Origin of the sequence: Mesorhizobium sp. M1A.F.Ca.IN.022.07.1.1 (assembly GCF_003997575.1) — a bacterium.
In the GTDB taxonomy this organism is placed as follows: Bacteria; Pseudomonadota; Alphaproteobacteria; order Rhizobiales; family Rhizobiaceae; genus Mesorhizobium.
The window spans coordinates 1-14716 of the sequence record NZ_RZST01000132.1; the positions used below are offsets into that span (position 1 = coordinate 1).

Below are 14716 nucleotides of genomic sequence, written 5' to 3' on the forward strand. Positions count from 1 at the left end.
GAAGTCATGCGCTTCACCTATTCGTCGATGACGACACCGGCACAGGTGTTCGACTACAACATGCGCAGCCGCGAGCGCGTTCTCTTGAAGACGCAGGAGGTGCCATCGGGCCACGATCCGGAGCATTATGTCACGCGCCGGCTGATGGCGCCGGCTGCCGACGGCGAGCTGGTGCCGATCTCGCTGATCCACCATCGCGACACGCCGCTTGATGGCTCGGCGCCCTGCCTGCTCTACGGCTACGGCTCCTATGGCATCACGGTTCCCGCCGCATTCAACACCAATTGCCTGTCGCTGGTCGACCGCGGCTTCGTCTACGCCATTGCCCATGTGCGCGGCGGCAAGGACAAGGGCTACGGCTGGTATGACGACGGCAAGCGTCGGCACAAGATGAACACCTTCACCGATTTCATCGCCTCAGCGCGCCATCTCGTGGCCGAGCGCTACACGTCGCACGATCGCATCGTCGCGCAGGGCGGCTCGGCCGGCGGCATGCTGATGGGGGCGATCGCCAACATGGCACCCAAAAGCTTCGGCGGCATCGTCGCCGAGGTGCCGTTCGTCGACGTGCTCACCACCATGCTCGACGCCAGCCTGCCGCTGACGCCGCCGGAATGGCCCGAATGGGGCAATCCGATCGCCTCGGCCGAGGACTACGGGACGATCGCTGCCTATTCGCCCTACGACAATGTCGCGGCGCTCGACTATCCGCCGATCCTGGCGCTGGCAGGTCTGACCGACCCACGCGTCACTTATTGGGAGCCGGCCAAATGGGTGGCGCGGCTGCGCGACCGCAAGGCGGGCGACAATCCGGTGCTGTTCAAGATCAACATGGAGTCCGGCCATGCCGGCGCCTCGGGCCGGTTCTCGCGCCTGGAGGAGATCGCGTATATCTACGCCTTTGCGTTGAAAGTGACCGGCAAGGCCTGATTTTTCCCTCGCAATCGCGAGCACCTCGCGCTACGCAATGCGCCTCGTTTTTGGTCGCGGCCGGTTCGGGCCGCGCCATCCGTCATTCGCAGGGTTCGTCATGCTGCTCGTCGACGTCTATCTCGACAAATCGCCCATCCAGGGCATCGGTGTCTTCGCCAAACACCGCATTCCAAAGGGCACGTTGATCTGGAAGCTCGATCCAAGATTCGACCGCCGCATTTCGGTCGACACTTATGAGAACGAAAGCGGCCCGGTGAAGTCCTACCTCGATCGGTACTCCTATCCGGACAGGCGCGACCGGAATTATATCGTCTTCGAGGCGGACGATGCGCGCTACATGAACCATGCCGACGAGCCGAACTGCGACGTCTCCTCGCCGGAGGAAACCTACGCGCTGCGCGACATCGCGCCCGGCGAGGAACTGACCTGCGACTACAACCACTTCTTCGAAAACGGCTTCGATTTTTTGGGCGACCGCCACGCGTAATCGGAGCGACCGCGGTCGAAGCGTCTCACGCCGAGAGCAATTCCGGCAAGCGCTCCATGGCCAATCTGCCGCGCAGGTGTCGAATGGCGGCCAAGGTTTTGCCGGCGATGACGCCTAAAGCGGCGCCGCCGGCGATCGCAAGCAGTTGGAAGCCTGGAGCCGGCAGCCAGCCTGCGACAGGTGCCATCAAAAGCTCCGGGACGAAGCGATGGACCAAGTAGATCGGGAAAGCCGCGACGGCGACCTGCGTAACCGCCCGCCCCACCCCAGCAGGCAGGCGAACACGCGGCAGGTAAAGAAGAGCCGAGAGCGCCGCGAAGATCGTCAAATACTTGACCGTCGTCCCCAGCCAGACCGACTCCCAAAAGGCTAGATACCCCAATACGGCAGTGGCAAATGCGGTCACGAGGAGTTTTCTGGCGGGAGTGTCGGCCAAACCGGCGCACCAGCCGAAGACCGCAAGGTGGAAGACCCAGTAGATCGCGAAGATCTGGCGGCTGCCTAAGTCCACGAACAATGGGACTGCAAAGCGCGCAGCGGCGGCAAACGCCAATAGTCCGATCGAGAAGGCAAAGGGTCGAGCCTGGGCGAGCTTGCGTAGAACCGGAACGGCAAAGGCGAGGGCGAAGACCAACAGCGTCTGCGCATAGGCCTCGATGAACCAGTAGAGATACGGGATCATCTCGTGACGTTCCGGTTCGGCATAGCCGAAGTTGCCGGTAAGGGTCATCGAGGCCCAAGGGATCGCCTGCCAGGCGAGGGAGTAAGCGGCGACTATGAGAAAATAAGGGATCAGGACGCTAATCGCAGGTTTCAGCGCGTGCCGGATCCGACCGGCAAGCAAATGGACCGACTGAAAACGCGCAAGGCTGTAGCCGACAAGCAGCATCATGATGCCAGAGCCGCCCGGGATAGGCCACAGCGTCTCGTGATGCACGACCACCAGCAGGATGGCGAAGGCCCTCAGCACGATATCGACAGGCGTCTCGTTTGCCTGGTCCCGCATGAAAGACCGTTTCGCCGTATGAAGATTTGTCAGGTCTCCAACGCTTAGCCGTTCCCAGCCGTCAGACAGTTTCAAGCCGAGCCGTTCGAGTTCCAGAGCCAATTGCAAAAAGCGAAGGGAATCTCCGCCGAGGGAGACAAAGCTGTCAGCGCGGCCGACCGGAAGCGGATAGAACACGCGGGCATAGGCTCCAGGCACGCCGCCACGTTCGGAGCGGATTTCCGCCCGTCCCAGCAACATCTCGCGTTGCAGGCAGCTATAGTCGATCTTGCCCGAGGCTAGCCTGGGAAAGTCGCCGCGCGTCGAAACTCGAACCAGATTGGCGGGCAAGCGGCTGACTTCGGCCAGGATACGCTGTGCCCGGCCTGCCGAGCCGGCGCCGGTCACATAGGCTTCTAGGCCTCGATCGTCGCCGAGCACCGCGGCCGCAATGCCCGCCCGCTCCAGGGCCCGCTCCATGATATCGAAGCCGATCCTGAGGCCGGCAATCTTGGCAAAGCGGCTCTTGCGCCCGACGATGCGGAAGAAACCTTGCTCGTCCTGGACGGCAATATCGCCGGTGTTCAGGATCTCGACCTCAGCCCCGCGCGCCAGATCACAACGCTGCTCGGCGTAACCCATCATGACGTTCGGGCCGCGATAGACAAGTTCTCCCGGGATGCCCGAGCGGCTGACCGGCTCCCCCTTGTCGTCGACAAGGCCGAGGCTGCCGCCTGGGATCGCGACGCCGATCCGCTCCTCCCGGTCGGACAGGCTCTCCGGCGGCACGAAAGCGATACGCGCCGTCGCCTCGGTTTGACCATACATGACGAAGAAACGCCCGCCCACGGCGCGCAAATGATCCCTGTACAGGCGGATGACGTCGGGGCTGAGCTGTCCACCCGCCACCGTCATCATGCGCAAACCTTTGAGCTTAGCGTCGCGGAAACGCATCCGTTCCAGGAGTTCGTAGGAATACGGGACGCCGGACAGATTGGTGCAGCCACCGTCGGCGATTATCTGGAGGAAATCGCCGTCCATTGCGGAAACACCGGGGAAGAGGATGCTGCCGCCGGCAATCAGATGCGAATTGAGAACCGACAGTCCGTAGGAATAATGCAGCGGCAGCATGAGAGCGGCCCTGTCGGCGGACGAGAGTTCGAGATAGGTCGTTATCGCGCGCGCATTGGCTTCGAGATTGGCATAGGAGAGCCTGACCGCCTTGGCGGCGCCCGAGCTGCCGGACGTCATCAGCAGCAGCGCGAGATCGGGATGCAGCGGCTCAATGTCCCTCGCGGGCCAGGCTTCCTTCACGAGACGCCAGCGGCCATCGGCTCGGCGATAGGTGAAATCCGGCTGGAAGGCCGCCAGGAAATCGTCCCAGACCCTTTTGTCGCAAGGCGGCAGCATGGCCACCGCATGACCCACCCGCAGGGTTCCAAGATAGGCGACGACCGCATGCTCGGAGGGTTCCGCTGAGATAGCGACGAGCTGCTTTCCCTTATCCCCCAGCCGCGTGGCGAAGTGCTGCGCAAGGTCGTCAAGCTCCGCATAAGACAGGCTGCGCCCGTCGGCGAAGAGAAGTGCTGCGCGCTGCTCGCCACAGGCGAATTCAGACACAAGGTCGAGAGAGGGCATGTGCAAGGCTTCGGTCCGCCTGGAAACTGGCCGAAGCGCGTATGATACATGACAATTAAAGTCAACTATATGGACTTGAAACATCACAGGCAGATCGCATCGATGGTGTCGCGCAGCCGATATAAATCGGTCAGCTCGCCGGCTTGCTCGCCGGATAGCCGTTGGGATGCGGCGGGACGGCCTTCAGATAGGCCGCGATCGCGGCGCGGTCGTCGGCCGTCAACTGAGCTATATTGCGCTGCACGTCGACCATGGCGCCGCCGACGGAATCGAAATCCGGCGTGAAACCGGTTTCGAGATAGTTGGCGATGTCGGCCTCCGACCAGGCCTTCGTGCCGCCTTGCGGGGTGATATTGGGCACCACGCCCGAGCCTTCGGCGGCCACGGCTCCCGCCAGCCATTCGACCTTCTTGACGCCGCCGGCAAAGTCGCGCGGCGTGTGGCATTCGCCGCAATGGCCGGGGCCCTCGACCAGATAGCGGCCGGCCAGCACCTTGTCAGGCGCGCCCTCGGGCAAGGCAATGACCGGTTCAGGGCTGACATAGAGCCGCTTCCAGAGACCAATGCCGCGACGGATGTTGAAGGGGAAGGAGAGTTTGTGGCCGGGCGCCTTGCCGGCGACCGCCGGCAGCGTCTTCATAAAAGCATAGAGGTCGGCGACATCGGCCGGCTTCATGCGAGCATAAGAGGCATAAGGGAAGGCCGGATAAAAATGCTCGCCGGAGGGCGAAACACCCTTCAGCATCGCATTGGCGAAGTCCTCCTCGCTCCAGGCGCCGATGCCGTCCTTTTGATCCTGTGAGATGTTGGGCGGTACGAAGGTACCGAACGGCGTCTTCAGCTCCAGCCCGCCGGCAAGCTCTAGGCGGGCATCACCCTTGGACCCCGGTTTGGCGTGGCAGGATGTGCAGCCGCCGGCAAAGAAGATGCGCTTGCCTTTCGCAGCATCACCGGGGCCAAGCTGCGCGACGGTCGCGGCATCAAGCCTGACGGGCGCTGACAACGCCCAGCCGGCGACCGCGCCGGCGCCGCCCAGCACGATGACAGCGCCGACGAGCTTCTTCAGCCACGCCATATCAGGCGATCAGCCCTTCTTGATCCTGTAGGTCTCATGACAGGTGCCGCAGTCGCCGCCGATGGTGTTGAGCTGCGCCTTGAGCGCATCGACATCGGCCGGCGGCGAAGCCACTGCCGCCTTGACGTCGGCCAGGAACTTGTCCCCGGCCGCCTTGAAGCCTGGCATGTCTTCCCAGATCTTCGGCGCCGCCGTGGTGTCGCCCTTGTCGCTGCCGGCCGGGAAAAGTTTCTCGGCATCGAATTTTTCGGCGTTCGCCTCCAGCGCCTTTAGCGCCGTCAGCACAGCGGCGGCGTCGAAAGCCTCCTCGCCTTTGACGACCTTGGACAACTGGCCGGCGAGCTTGCCGCGTTCCTTCATCAGGGCCTGGCGATCCTTGATCGGGTCGGCATAAGCGGCCGAGCCGGCAAAAGCGAGCAAAGAGATGGCGATGACAAGCTTTCTCATTCAATTGGCTCCATGGTGAAGAGAGTTCGCGACTAGACGTTAACGGGCGATGCAGTGGAATTATTCCCTCCGCGCCGCAACGATTTTCTTGACTGGAATTGCCCTCCTGCGCCGGCAAAAGAAAAGCCCCGGTCATGCCGGGGCTTTTCGGAAGGGTCGATCAAGCTTTCGCCTTCTCGTAGAGTTCCAGGACATAATCCCAGTTGATCAGGCTGTCGACGAAGGCTTCGAGATATTTCGGCCGCGCGTTGCGGTAGTCGATGTAATAGGAGTGCTCCCACACGTCGACGCCGAGGATCGGCGAAGCGCCATGAACCAGCGGGTTCTCGCCATTGGGGGTCTTCGAGATCGCGATCTTGCCGTCCTTGACCGAAAGCCATGCCCAGCCGGAGCCGAACTGGGTGGTGCCGGCGGCGACGAAGTCCGCCTTGAACTTGTCGTAGCCGCCGAGATCGGCATCGACGGCCTTCTGCAGCGCGCCCGGCAGCTTGTTGCCGCCGCCGCCCTTCTTCATCCATTTCCAGAAATGGATATGGTTGTAGTGCTGGGCGGCATTGTTGAAGAGCCCGGCATTCTTGCCGAAGGACTGTTTCACGACCTCTTCGACCGACAGGTCGCCCATTCCGGCCTCGGCGGCCAGCTTGTTGCCGTTGTCGACATAGGCTTTGTGGTGCTTGTCGTGGTGATACTCCAGCGTCTCCTTCGACATGTAAGGCTGCAAGGCCTCGTAGTCGTAGGGCAAAGCGGGCAACTCAAAAGCCATGGATGGTACTCCCTCAGGAAAAGTCCGGTGAAACTACCGGACTAAGATAGGTCTGGAATGGGTTGGGACAACTCCGGAACGAAGCGCCGAACGCGTTTTTATCCGCTCAGGCGGCGGAAGTCGAATGCGCCCAATCCCAATAGAGCTCGCGCGCCTTCTTGGCGACCGGTCCAGGCTGAATGCTACGGTCCTCGATGCGCGTGATCGGCACCACCTTCGAATGGTTGCCGGTCGAGAAGATCTCGTCCGCCTCGAGGAAATCGCGGATCGACAGCGTCTTCTCGGTGGTCCTGAAACCATAGTCGCCGAGCAGGTTGATCGTGCGCGAGCGGGTGATGCCGGAGAGGAAGGTGCCGTTCGCGGCGGGCGTCATCACATGGCCGTCCTTGACCAGGAAGATGTTGGAGGTGCCAGTCTCGGCGACATTGCCCAGCATATCGAGCACCAGCGCGTTGTCGAAGCCGCGCATCTTGGCCTCGAGGATGGCGCGGCCGTTGTTGGGATAGAGGCAGCCTGCCTTGGCGTTGGTCGGCATGGTCTCGATCGTCGGCCGCCGGAACGGCGAGACGCCGATCGAAAAGCCCGAAGGCGGAATCATCGGCGCTTCGTAGAGGCAGAGACAGAAGCGGGTCGAGGACGGGTCGGCCGGCACGCCCATATAGCCGCCATGCTCGGCCCAGTACATCGGCCTGATATAGACGGCGGTCTTGCCGTCGAATTTCTTCAGGCCGTCCCATGTCAGCCCGACGATCTGCTCCGTCGTCATGGAAGGCTTCAGGCCGAGCGCGATCGCCGAGGCGTTGACGCGCGCGGCGTGACGATCGAGATCGGGCGCCACGCCTTCGAACCAGCGGGCGCCGTCGAAGACGCTGGTGCCCAGCCACATGGCGTGGCTGCGCGGTCCCAGAATGGCAACATTGCCCTCGTACCAGTCGCCGTCCACATAGGTCCATGTCGCGGACTGCGCCGCCGCCGCCAGTGTCATCGTTTGCCGTCCGTATGGATGAGTTCCGGCCTCCATAGGACGACGCTTTGACGGCCGGCGTCAACCGACATCCGAAAAAATCCTTGAGGCCAGAGGCACTTAAAGCACGGCGCACGGAAAGGGATGGGCCATGTGTGTTGGGTTTTTGTGTTATGCGATCCTTTCCGAAAACCGCTGCCCACTTTTGGGCGACATGCATTAACCGCAATCAGCGCTTGCGCGGCAGGGCCGGGCGCCGCAAAACTCTTCCTATGCACCATGCAGCCTATGTCTTCGACGCCTATGGCACGTTGTTCGACGTGCACGCCGCGGTGCGCCGCCATGCGGGCGAGATCGGGCCGGACGGCCAGCTTCTCTCCGAAATCTGGCGCGCCAAGCAGCTCGAATATTCCTGGGTGCGGACGCTGATGGGCGCCTATGCCGATTTCTGGCAACTGACCGAGCAGGCGCTGGACTTCGCGCTGCGCAAGGTGCCGTCGGCCGATCCGGCGCTCAGGGCAAGGCTGCTGGAAGCGTATTGGCGGCTCGACTGCTATCCGGAAGTGCCGGCGGTATTGAAGGCGCTGAAAGCAGCGGGAGCGAAGCTCGCGATCCTGTCCAACGGCTCGCCGGAAATGCTGCGGGCGGCGGTGAAATCGGCCGCCCTCGACCAGATCCTGGACGACGTCTTCTCGGTCGACGAGATCAAGCGCTTCAAGACCGATCCTTCGGTCTACGACATGGTGGTCACTGGCTGGCGGCTCTATCCGGGGGCGGTGTCGTTCCAGTCCTCCAACCGCTGGGACGTCGCGGGCGCCGCCAGGTTCGGCTTCCGCACCGTCTGGATCAATCGCGCCAATCAGCCCGACGAATACCGGGATTTTCCGCCGGGGCTGATCCTGCCCTCGCTCGAAGGCCTTCTGGCAGGCGTTTGAGGGTGCTGTTGCTGCAGCGCAACAGATGTGTCGCGGTCACAGCTTCGCCTTTGTTTGTCCACCCTGAGGCCAGAATTGGAACCGCCTATCACCGCCGACTGTTATTGCAGCTGTCGGCGCCGGCCAGCGGATTCATGCATTCTTGCGAATTCAAGACCTAGAAAAGGCAACCATGTCAGACGCTTCTTTCCGCATCAGCCGCCGTGGCTTCCTCAATCTCACGGCCCTTGGCGCTGCTTCGGCGATTTCCGCCTGCTCCACCACCGGTCCTCGCCCGGCAGCCGTGCAGCCGCCACCGCCGGCCTCCGTCGAGCCGCCGCTCGGCGACTACGCCACCATGTATGGGCCGATGTCCGACAACGGCTTCGACCTGCCGGCCATCCCGGTAAACAAGATCGATCACAGATATTTGCGCCAGATCGTTCCCGATCCGACCGGACAGCGCCCGGGCACCATCGTCGTCGATACCACCAACCACTTCCTCTATCTGGTGCGTGAGGGTGGCCAGGCGATCCGCTACGGCGTCGGTCTCGGCCGCGCCGGCTTCGAATGGTCGGGCGATGCGGTGGTGCAATGGAAGCAGAAGTGGCCGAAATGGACGCCGCCGGACGAGATGGTCGCGCGCCAGCCGGAACTGACGGAATACAGCGCCAAGAACGGCGGTATGCCCGGCGGGCTCAAGAACCCGCTCGGGGCGCGTGCGCTCTACCTCTTCAAAGGCAACCAGGACACGCTCTATCGTCTGCACGGGTCGCCGGAATGGTGGTCGATCGGCAAGTCGGTCTCGTCGGGCTGCGTGCGCCTGATCAACCAGGACATCATCGACCTCTATGACCGCGTGCCCAACAAGACGCCGGTCGTTGTCACAGCAGATGTTGGCCAGCCGATGGCCGATATGCCCGAGCGCCGGGCCATTCCGATCGACAACGGCGTGCCGGACGACTCTGTCCTGCTGGGGCCGGTGCCGCAGGAGAGTGACGAGATCTTTTGATCCGGCGTTCGTCAGCGGTGCTTGGCGAGGATGTCCGCCAGCACCGCAACGCCGCGGCGCAACGCCTCCGCGTCGAGACCAGCATATCCCATGATGAAGCCCGTCGTTTCGGGCCGCCGCTCGGCCAGATCATAGAGCGGCGATACCGGATAGAGGCCGATCCCCGCAGCACGTGCGTCGGCTATGATCGCCGGCTCGCATCCAGAATCGATGCCGTTCAACCAGGCCACGACGTGCAGGCCCGTGTCGGCCCCAGCAACAGTCACCTTTGGCCCGATATGATCGGCCAGCGCCCGCAGCAGGACCTCTCTGCGTTCGGCATTTTTCCTGCGGATGCTGCGGACGTGGCGCTCGTAAGCGCCGCTCGTCAGCAGGTCGGCCAATACGTCCTGCTCCAGCATCGGAGCATGCCGGTCGGTCAGGCGCTTTGCCTCGCTGAAGGCTCGACGCAGGCCGGCGGGGACGACGAGATAACCGAGCCGCAAGGTGGGCGAGAGCGTTTTGGACAGCGTGCCGACATAGATGACCGAGCCTGGATCGAGCGTCTGCAGAGGCGGGATGGGGGCTATGTCGTGGCGGTATTCGCCGTCGTAATCGTCTTCGACGACATAGGCGCCTGATGCCGTGGCCCAGGCCAGGAGGGAATGCCGCCGCGTCGCCGAAAGCACGCCGCCGAGCGGAAACTGGTGCGATGGCGTGACGTAAGCCAGACGGGCCGGCGGCAGCGCATCCGTCCTTAGCCCGTCAGCGTCGACCGCAACTGGCACGGCGACGCCGCCCGCGGCCGTGAAGGCATGGCGGGCCAGCAGATAGCCCGGATTCTCGATCACGAACGGGTCGCCGGAGTCGAGCAGCAGCCGCGCGCAGAGGTCGAGCCCTTGCTGGGAGCCGTTGACGATGGCGATCTGGTCCGGCGCGCAGCTGATGCCGCGTGCGCGCCAGAGATAGGTTTGAAGGGTGCTGCGAAGAGCAAGCGAGCCCTGTGGGTCGCCATAGCGCAACCGTGCGCCGCGCCGCAGAATGGCTTTGTTCGAGGCCCGTCGCCAAGCCAGGACCGGGAAGTCCGCTCCGGACAGGTCGCCATAGCGGAAATCCGCAACCTTGGCCGGCTGCTGTTCCACCGGCGGAGGCAAAGCCAGCAGCCTGCGCGCGAACGTCGAGAGGTTGCGTGGCGAGGCAGCCGCGACTGGGGTCGCCCCTGACCACCGCTCCAGTCCCGGAGCCACAGTGGCACGCGCGCCCTGCCGAATGATCAGATAGCCTTCGGCGTCGAGCTGGTTGTAGGCCGCCGTCACCGTGGTTCGCGACGCGCCCCATTCGGCGGCAAAGGCCCGCGACGACGGCAGCCGATCGCCGGGCCGGTAAACGCCGCTGTGGATTTGCGCCTTGATCGCCGCGATGATCCGGCGCGCCACGCCTTCCTGCTCCAACTGGACCATCGAAAACCTGCAAAACTGGATGTTCCAAGCAAGCCAGCTTTCCTGCATCTTTAAATGCAATGCAAGGAGTTTCCGCCATGTACATTCCGCCCGCCTTCCGCGATGACAACAGGGAGAGCCTCATGGCGACGATCCGCGCAGCACGGCTGGCGACGCTGGTCACCGCCACGGCGGAAGGACCGCAGGCGACGCCATTGCCGCTCTTGCTCAACGAGAGCGAGGGCGAGCATGGAACGATCTACGGCCATGTCGCGAAGGCAAATCCGCAGTGGCGCGCACCGGTGCTGGGCGATGGCCTGGCGATCTTCATGGGCCCCGACGCCTACGTGACGCCGGCCTGGTACCAGACCAAGCAGGAGACCGGAAAGGTAGTGCCGACTTGGAACTACCTGGCCGTTCATGCCTATGGGCCGATCGACTTCTTCGAGGACGCCGACAGGCTGCTCGAGATCGTCACGCGCCTGACCAATCTCCACGAAGGCGGACGCCCCTCGCCTTGGTCCGTATCGGATGCGCCGCCGGATTTCATCCAGGCACAACTCAAAGGCATTGTCGGCTTCCGCATGCCGATCACGCGGCTCCAAGGCAAGCGCAAGATGAGCCAGAACCGCAACGCGGCCGATCGCGCCGGTGTCGCCACTGGTCTAGCAGCGAGCGACCGGCCTTCGGATCGCGACGTCGCCCAACTGATCCCGTCTTGACATCCGACCCAGTCCAATTGCCAGCGAGCCGATCATGCCGGACCTGACACTATTCGCCTTGTACTTCGCCGCGGCGCTGCTGCTTGCCATCACGCCCGGACCGGGCATCTTCTATGTCGCCGCGCGCACCCTGGCGGGAGGCCGCGCTGAAGGCGTCGCCTCCAGTTTCGGGACGGGCCTGGGCGGCATGGTTCATGTGCTTGCCGGAAGCCTGGGCGTTTCAGCCCTCGTGCTCGCGAGCGCCGAACTCTTTACGGCGCTGAAGTTGATCGGCGCCGTCTACCTCGTCTGGCTCGGCTTGCGCACCTTCCAGTCCGCCCGCCGCGAGGCAAAGACAATGCTGGAAGGTGGCGCGCCGACGCCTGCGGTCGGCGTTGGCCGCGCGTTTCGCGAAGGGGTGCTGGTCGAGGCGTTGAACCCGAAGACGGCCGCCTTCTTCCTGGCCTTCATTCCGCAATTCGTGGATCTCGGCGCCGGCCACGTCGCCTTGCAGTTCATGGTGCTCGGCTTCGTGTCGGTGACGCTCAACACGCTGGCCGATATCGTGGTCGCCTTCGCGGCCGGCCGCATCAGGGAAGGCGCGGCAGGCCGTTCCGGCATCATACGCGGGATGCGGGAGGCGTCCGGCGGCGCGATGATCGCGCTGGGCATCGGCCTCGCCGTAGCCAAGCGCCCTGCCCTCTGATCGCCTAGGCCAGGCCGGCGACTGGGCTCATCCGAATCTCGCCGCGACCGCCTCGTCCGTCCGTCAGGTGCAGACCCATTCGCGGATCTTGCACTCCCTCGCCTCGCCGCCACATTGGGCCGTGGCCTTGTCCTCGGCTTCACGGCGTGTCGTGGACGAGGCGGCGCCCCAGAACGGAGTTGCCGCGCCGCGGCGCTTGCCGACCGACAGAGCGGCGCAGTGTTCATAGGGGAAGCCGGTGCCGTCATCGTCGTTCCAATGGCGATGGTTGCGGAACACTTCGACCACCCGGCAGCCCTTGCCGTCTGCATTCTCACAGTGCTTGAGCGCGATGTCTTCCGCTTCCTGACGCTTGTCGGCGCCCCAGAAGAAGCCGTGACGGCCGTCGCCGGGCGAATAGGCGATCGCGCCCCAGATGCCCTTTTCCTCGCCCGTCTCAGCCGGCGGCGGAGACACCAGGTCGGCCGCATGGCTGGCGATCGTAAGCCCGGCCAGCGCCGCCAGCAGCGGGAATGAGAGGCGACGGTCGATCAGCATGTTCGTAGCTCCCAATGCAGCTGTTCAAGATCGGTGGTTGTGCCCGGCGGCTATCCGCCCATGCGTGCGACCGAGACGACGATGCAGGTGTTCCCGACTGGGACCAGCAGCGCCTGGCCGCCATTGTTGGCCAGGTTGAAAAGCATCGTGTTCGAAAGGTTGTCCGCCAAAAGGCTGCCCTTCGGCAGCGTGCCGGCGACCTCCTGACAAGAGCGCTGGAACGGCGCCACGCGCACGAAGCCGCCCTCGCAGGTCTGCCCGAGAGGCGAGGCATAGACGATACCGGCCGCCTCGGTTTTATAGTCCGGCAGATTGTAGCTCATCCCGGCGAGCGCCTGCACGGCGTGCGTATCGGGCGAGGTCTTGTCCCATTGCGTCTGGACGGCATAGGTCGATCCCGCGGTCAGGGCCTGTCCGAGCGTGGCAAAGAGATTGGCGCAGGTGCGTACGCCCGCCTGAGCGACATGCGCCTGAAACGGATTCTTGTTCGCCGAGCTGTCTGCCGGCGCGGGCGTGGCTTGCGTCGACTCTGCCTGCTCGGGCGCCTGTGCTTGCGCGGAAGCGGTGCCGGCCACGAATGTCCCAAGCGAGGGGAAGACACGGAACGACACGATGACCGCCGCCGCGACCACGACGGCGAATGCACCGAGCAGCGCCGTGTTCCGCAACAGCCGCCAGGCCGACGAACGCGTCGGCGGCGAGCCGGCCGGCGGCTCCGGCAGCGCAACGGACTCGGAGCGCGTCAGAATTCTGTCCTCTATGGATTGGCGTGTCATCTCAAGCTCTTTCTAGTTGATGGCCGACAGCGCGGCCTTGAGCCCCTGGAGCGGGGCATCAAGTCTGACGGTCGCTCCTGACGGCAGGGAATAGGAAACCTGGACGGTGGTTTCTTTGCCGATCTGTTCGCGAAGCACGGGGCCGACCGGCAAATAGCCGACACAAACCGAGGCGTCGCAGGCATGCAGCTGAACATCCACCGGCTGCTTGCGGCCGGCAAATTTGAGCGAAAGCTTGCTTCCGGCGTCGGCCTGGCTGGGGGCCCGCAATATCATGAAAGGCTTGCCCTTCTCGTCGGCTGCCAGCGACCAGCTGAAGACCGGTGCCTGGCTCTGGTCGATGAAGGACTGACTGATGTTGCAAACCCGCTTCCTAGCCTGCAGGTTCTCATCGCAGATCAGGATCCAGTTCTCGAACGGGCGGGTGGTTCGCTGATACTGGCCGAGCTTGACGTCCGGAGGCACCGCGACATCCGAAGGCTTTATCCGATAGGCGGACGGCACCGCCTCCTGTCCGACCGCGCGCAGGCCGGACAGGAGCAGGCAAGCCATGGAGAATGCGACAGCAGCGACCGCGTGCCGGGGCATGGAGAGGCTCAGTTCAACGTGAAGCTGACGCCCGCGCCGACACCCCAGTGCCCGCCGGCCGTCGTGCCCGAGAGGTTCGCTCTCGCGCGCCCATCCTCGCTGGTGTAGCCGGCGCCGAACGCGACCGCTCCCTCGCCGCGCCAATAGCCGCCGCCGGCCGCCACGCTGACCTTGCCGGGACGATCGTCATAGCGCAGCGAGGCGGCCGCAAGGCCGATCGCGGCGGCCTGGCGCGCCTCGCCCCGAGCCTCACCCATGTCCATATTGAGCTGACTGAGCTTGGAGTCGGTGTAGGCATTGGCCTGCTGCAGCGTGGTGGCCGCCACCTGATTGGTGTAGGTCTTGGAGTTGTCGAGCGTGGTCGCCAGCCCAAGATTGAGTTGCTGCACGTTGACTGCATCGGTGTCGGCGGTGCCAGCGCCGACATTGTGGATGACGACAGGCGCATTCGCGTCGCCGCCGACGAGCGTCAGCGAGTTCGACTTGGTGCCATCCGGGTTCTTGTCGTACTGGATTGCGAACTCGTTCAGATTGCCGACGCTCCCCTGCACTGCTTCGACGGCCTGATTGGTCGCGTAGAGCTGACTGCCGTTGATGGCATCCGTAGAGGTGGCACTGATCCGGCCCGCCGCCACGTTGGTGACGGTGCGCTCGTTGCCGACGCTGCCGACGCTGACCGTGCTCGTCGGAGCGGTTCCGGCGAAGGTGTAGGCGACGCCGTTGATGGTCGTGCCCGTCGTGGCGACCGCCGCCGCCGTCGTCGAGCCCGCAC

At 64.0% G+C, this 14716-nt stretch carries 16 protein-coding genes; 6 read left to right on the top strand and 10 right to left on the bottom strand.

The genetic code is table 11. The features are described 5' to 3' along the window. Together EOA75_RS16440 and EOA75_RS16445 are read left to right on the top strand one after the other, a co-directional pair. The coding region (locus EOA75_RS16440) for a prolyl oligopeptidase family serine peptidase (RefSeq protein ID WP_164747408.1) at positions 1-930 on the top strand (930 nt) is incomplete at its 5' end. 100 nt (positions 931-1030) lie between these two features. After that, a complete protein-coding gene (locus EOA75_RS16445; protein WP_066998147.1) occupies positions 1031-1420 on the top strand; it encodes an SET domain-containing protein-lysine N-methyltransferase in 390 nt (129 codons plus the stop codon). Positions 1421-1445: 25 nt separating this feature from the next. On the opposite strand, the gene EOA75_RS16450 is transcribed toward EOA75_RS16445, so the two are convergent. From EOA75_RS16450 to EOA75_RS16470, 5 genes are all read right to left on the bottom strand, one after another. Further along, complete coding sequence (locus EOA75_RS16450; RefSeq protein WP_127324663.1) at positions 1446-4043, bottom strand: AMP-binding protein; 2598 nt, start codon at positions 4041-4043, stop codon at positions 1446-1448. 130 nt (positions 4044-4173) lie between these two features. Then, complete coding sequence (locus EOA75_RS16455) at positions 4174-5118, bottom strand: cytochrome c (protein WP_127324664.1); 945 nt, start codon at positions 5116-5118, stop codon at positions 4174-4176. Positions 5119-5127: 9 nt separating this feature from the next. After that, on the bottom strand, positions 5128-5565 hold the full coding sequence (locus tag EOA75_RS16460) for a cytochrome c (protein WP_067320896.1): 438 nt from the start codon (positions 5563-5565) through the stop codon (positions 5128-5130). 160 nt (positions 5566-5725) lie between these two features. Then, a complete protein-coding gene (locus EOA75_RS16465; protein ID WP_127324665.1) occupies positions 5726-6328 on the bottom strand; it encodes a superoxide dismutase in 603 nt (200 codons plus the stop codon). A gap of 106 nt (positions 6329-6434) precedes the next feature. Further along, the gene (locus EOA75_RS16470; protein WP_095800175.1) at positions 6435-7313 is read right to left on the bottom strand and encodes a branched-chain amino acid aminotransferase; all 879 of its coding nucleotides are present in this window, start codon (positions 7311-7313) and stop codon (positions 6435-6437) included. 251 nt (positions 7314-7564) lie between these two features. On the opposite strand from EOA75_RS16470, the gene EOA75_RS16475 reads away from it, so the two are divergent. After that, a complete protein-coding gene (locus EOA75_RS16475) occupies positions 7565-8227 on the top strand; it encodes a haloacid dehalogenase type II (RefSeq protein ID WP_067320889.1) in 663 nt (220 codons plus the stop codon). 172 nt (positions 8228-8399) lie between these two features. Continuing rightward, positions 8400-9218: a L,D-transpeptidase gene (locus tag EOA75_RS16480; protein ID WP_127215443.1), complete on the top strand. Its 819-nt coding sequence runs from the start codon at positions 8400-8402 to the stop codon at positions 9216-9218. A gap of 11 nt (positions 9219-9229) precedes the next feature. Here the strand turns inward: EOA75_RS16480 and EOA75_RS16485 are convergent, their stop codons facing one another. Further along, positions 9230-10657 carry a PLP-dependent aminotransferase family protein gene (locus tag EOA75_RS16485; RefSeq protein WP_127324666.1) on the bottom strand — a complete coding sequence of 476 codons (1428 nt, stop codon included), beginning with the start codon at positions 10655-10657 and terminating at the stop codon, positions 9230-9232. Between the two features lie 77 nt (positions 10658-10734). Here EOA75_RS16485 and EOA75_RS16490 point away from each other — a divergent pair, with 77 nt between their 5' ends. Continuing rightward, positions 10735-11358 carry an FMN-binding negative transcriptional regulator gene (locus tag EOA75_RS16490; protein ID WP_127324667.1) on the top strand — a complete coding sequence of 208 codons (624 nt, stop codon included), beginning with the start codon at positions 10735-10737 and terminating at the stop codon, positions 11356-11358. Between the two features lie 34 nt (positions 11359-11392). Further along, positions 11393-12043, top strand: coding sequence for a LysE family translocator (locus EOA75_RS16495; RefSeq protein WP_127324668.1), 651 nt, complete (start codon positions 11393-11395; stop codon positions 12041-12043). 63 nt (positions 12044-12106) lie between these two features. Here EOA75_RS16495 and EOA75_RS16500 read toward each other — a convergent pair whose 3' ends face one another. From EOA75_RS16500 to EOA75_RS16515, 4 genes are all read right to left on the bottom strand, one after another. Then, on the bottom strand, positions 12107-12580 hold the full coding sequence (locus EOA75_RS16500; RefSeq protein ID WP_127324669.1) for a DUF4189 domain-containing protein: 474 nt from the start codon (positions 12578-12580) through the stop codon (positions 12107-12109). A 50-nt stretch (positions 12581-12630) separates the two neighbouring features. Beyond that, positions 12631-13356 carry a hypothetical protein gene (locus EOA75_RS16505; protein ID WP_095823736.1) on the bottom strand — a complete coding sequence of 242 codons (726 nt, stop codon included), beginning with the start codon at positions 13354-13356 and terminating at the stop codon, positions 12631-12633. A 12-nt stretch (positions 13357-13368) separates the two neighbouring features. Next, on the bottom strand, positions 13369-13944 hold the full coding sequence (locus EOA75_RS16510; protein WP_095823737.1) for an invasion associated locus B family protein: 576 nt from the start codon (positions 13942-13944) through the stop codon (positions 13369-13371). 8 nt (positions 13945-13952) lie between these two features. Further along, the coding region (locus tag EOA75_RS16515) for a YadA-like family protein (protein WP_206517006.1) at positions 13953-14716 on the bottom strand (764 nt) is incomplete at its 5' end.

Coding starts and splice junctions, on each gene's coding strand:
- EOA75_RS16445 (WP_066998147.1), top strand. CDS start 1,031: ATGCTGCTCGTCGACGTCTATCTCGACAAATCGCCCATCCAGGGCATC.
- EOA75_RS16450 (WP_127324663.1), bottom strand. CDS start 4,043: ATGCCCTCTCTCGACCTTGTGTCTGAATTCGCCTGTGGCGAGCAGCGC.
- EOA75_RS16455 (WP_127324664.1), bottom strand. CDS start 5,118: ATGGCGTGGCTGAAGAAGCTCGTCGGCGCTGTCATCGTGCTGGGCGGC.
- EOA75_RS16460 (WP_067320896.1), bottom strand. CDS start 5,565: ATGAGAAAGCTTGTCATCGCCATCTCTTTGCTCGCTTTTGCCGGCTCG.
- EOA75_RS16465 (WP_127324665.1), bottom strand. CDS start 6,328: ATGGCTTTTGAGTTGCCCGCTTTGCCCTACGACTACGAGGCCTTGCAG.
- EOA75_RS16470 (WP_095800175.1), bottom strand. CDS start 7,313: ATGACACTGGCGGCGGCGGCGCAGTCCGCGACATGGACCTATGTGGAC.
- EOA75_RS16475 (WP_067320889.1), top strand. CDS start 7,565: ATGCACCATGCAGCCTATGTCTTCGACGCCTATGGCACGTTGTTCGAC.
- EOA75_RS16480 (WP_127215443.1), top strand. CDS start 8,400: ATGTCAGACGCTTCTTTCCGCATCAGCCGCCGTGGCTTCCTCAATCTC.
- EOA75_RS16485 (WP_127324666.1), bottom strand. CDS start 10,657: ATGGTCCAGTTGGAGCAGGAAGGCGTGGCGCGCCGGATCATCGCGGCG.
- EOA75_RS16490 (WP_127324667.1), top strand. CDS start 10,735: ATGTACATTCCGCCCGCCTTCCGCGATGACAACAGGGAGAGCCTCATG.
- EOA75_RS16495 (WP_127324668.1), top strand. CDS start 11,393: ATGCCGGACCTGACACTATTCGCCTTGTACTTCGCCGCGGCGCTGCTG.
- EOA75_RS16500 (WP_127324669.1), bottom strand. CDS start 12,580: ATGCTGATCGACCGTCGCCTCTCATTCCCGCTGCTGGCGGCGCTGGCC.
- EOA75_RS16505 (WP_095823736.1), bottom strand. CDS start 13,356: ATGACACGCCAATCCATAGAGGACAGAATTCTGACGCGCTCCGAGTCC.
- EOA75_RS16510 (WP_095823737.1), bottom strand. CDS start 13,944: ATGCCCCGGCACGCGGTCGCTGCTGTCGCATTCTCCATGGCTTGCCTG.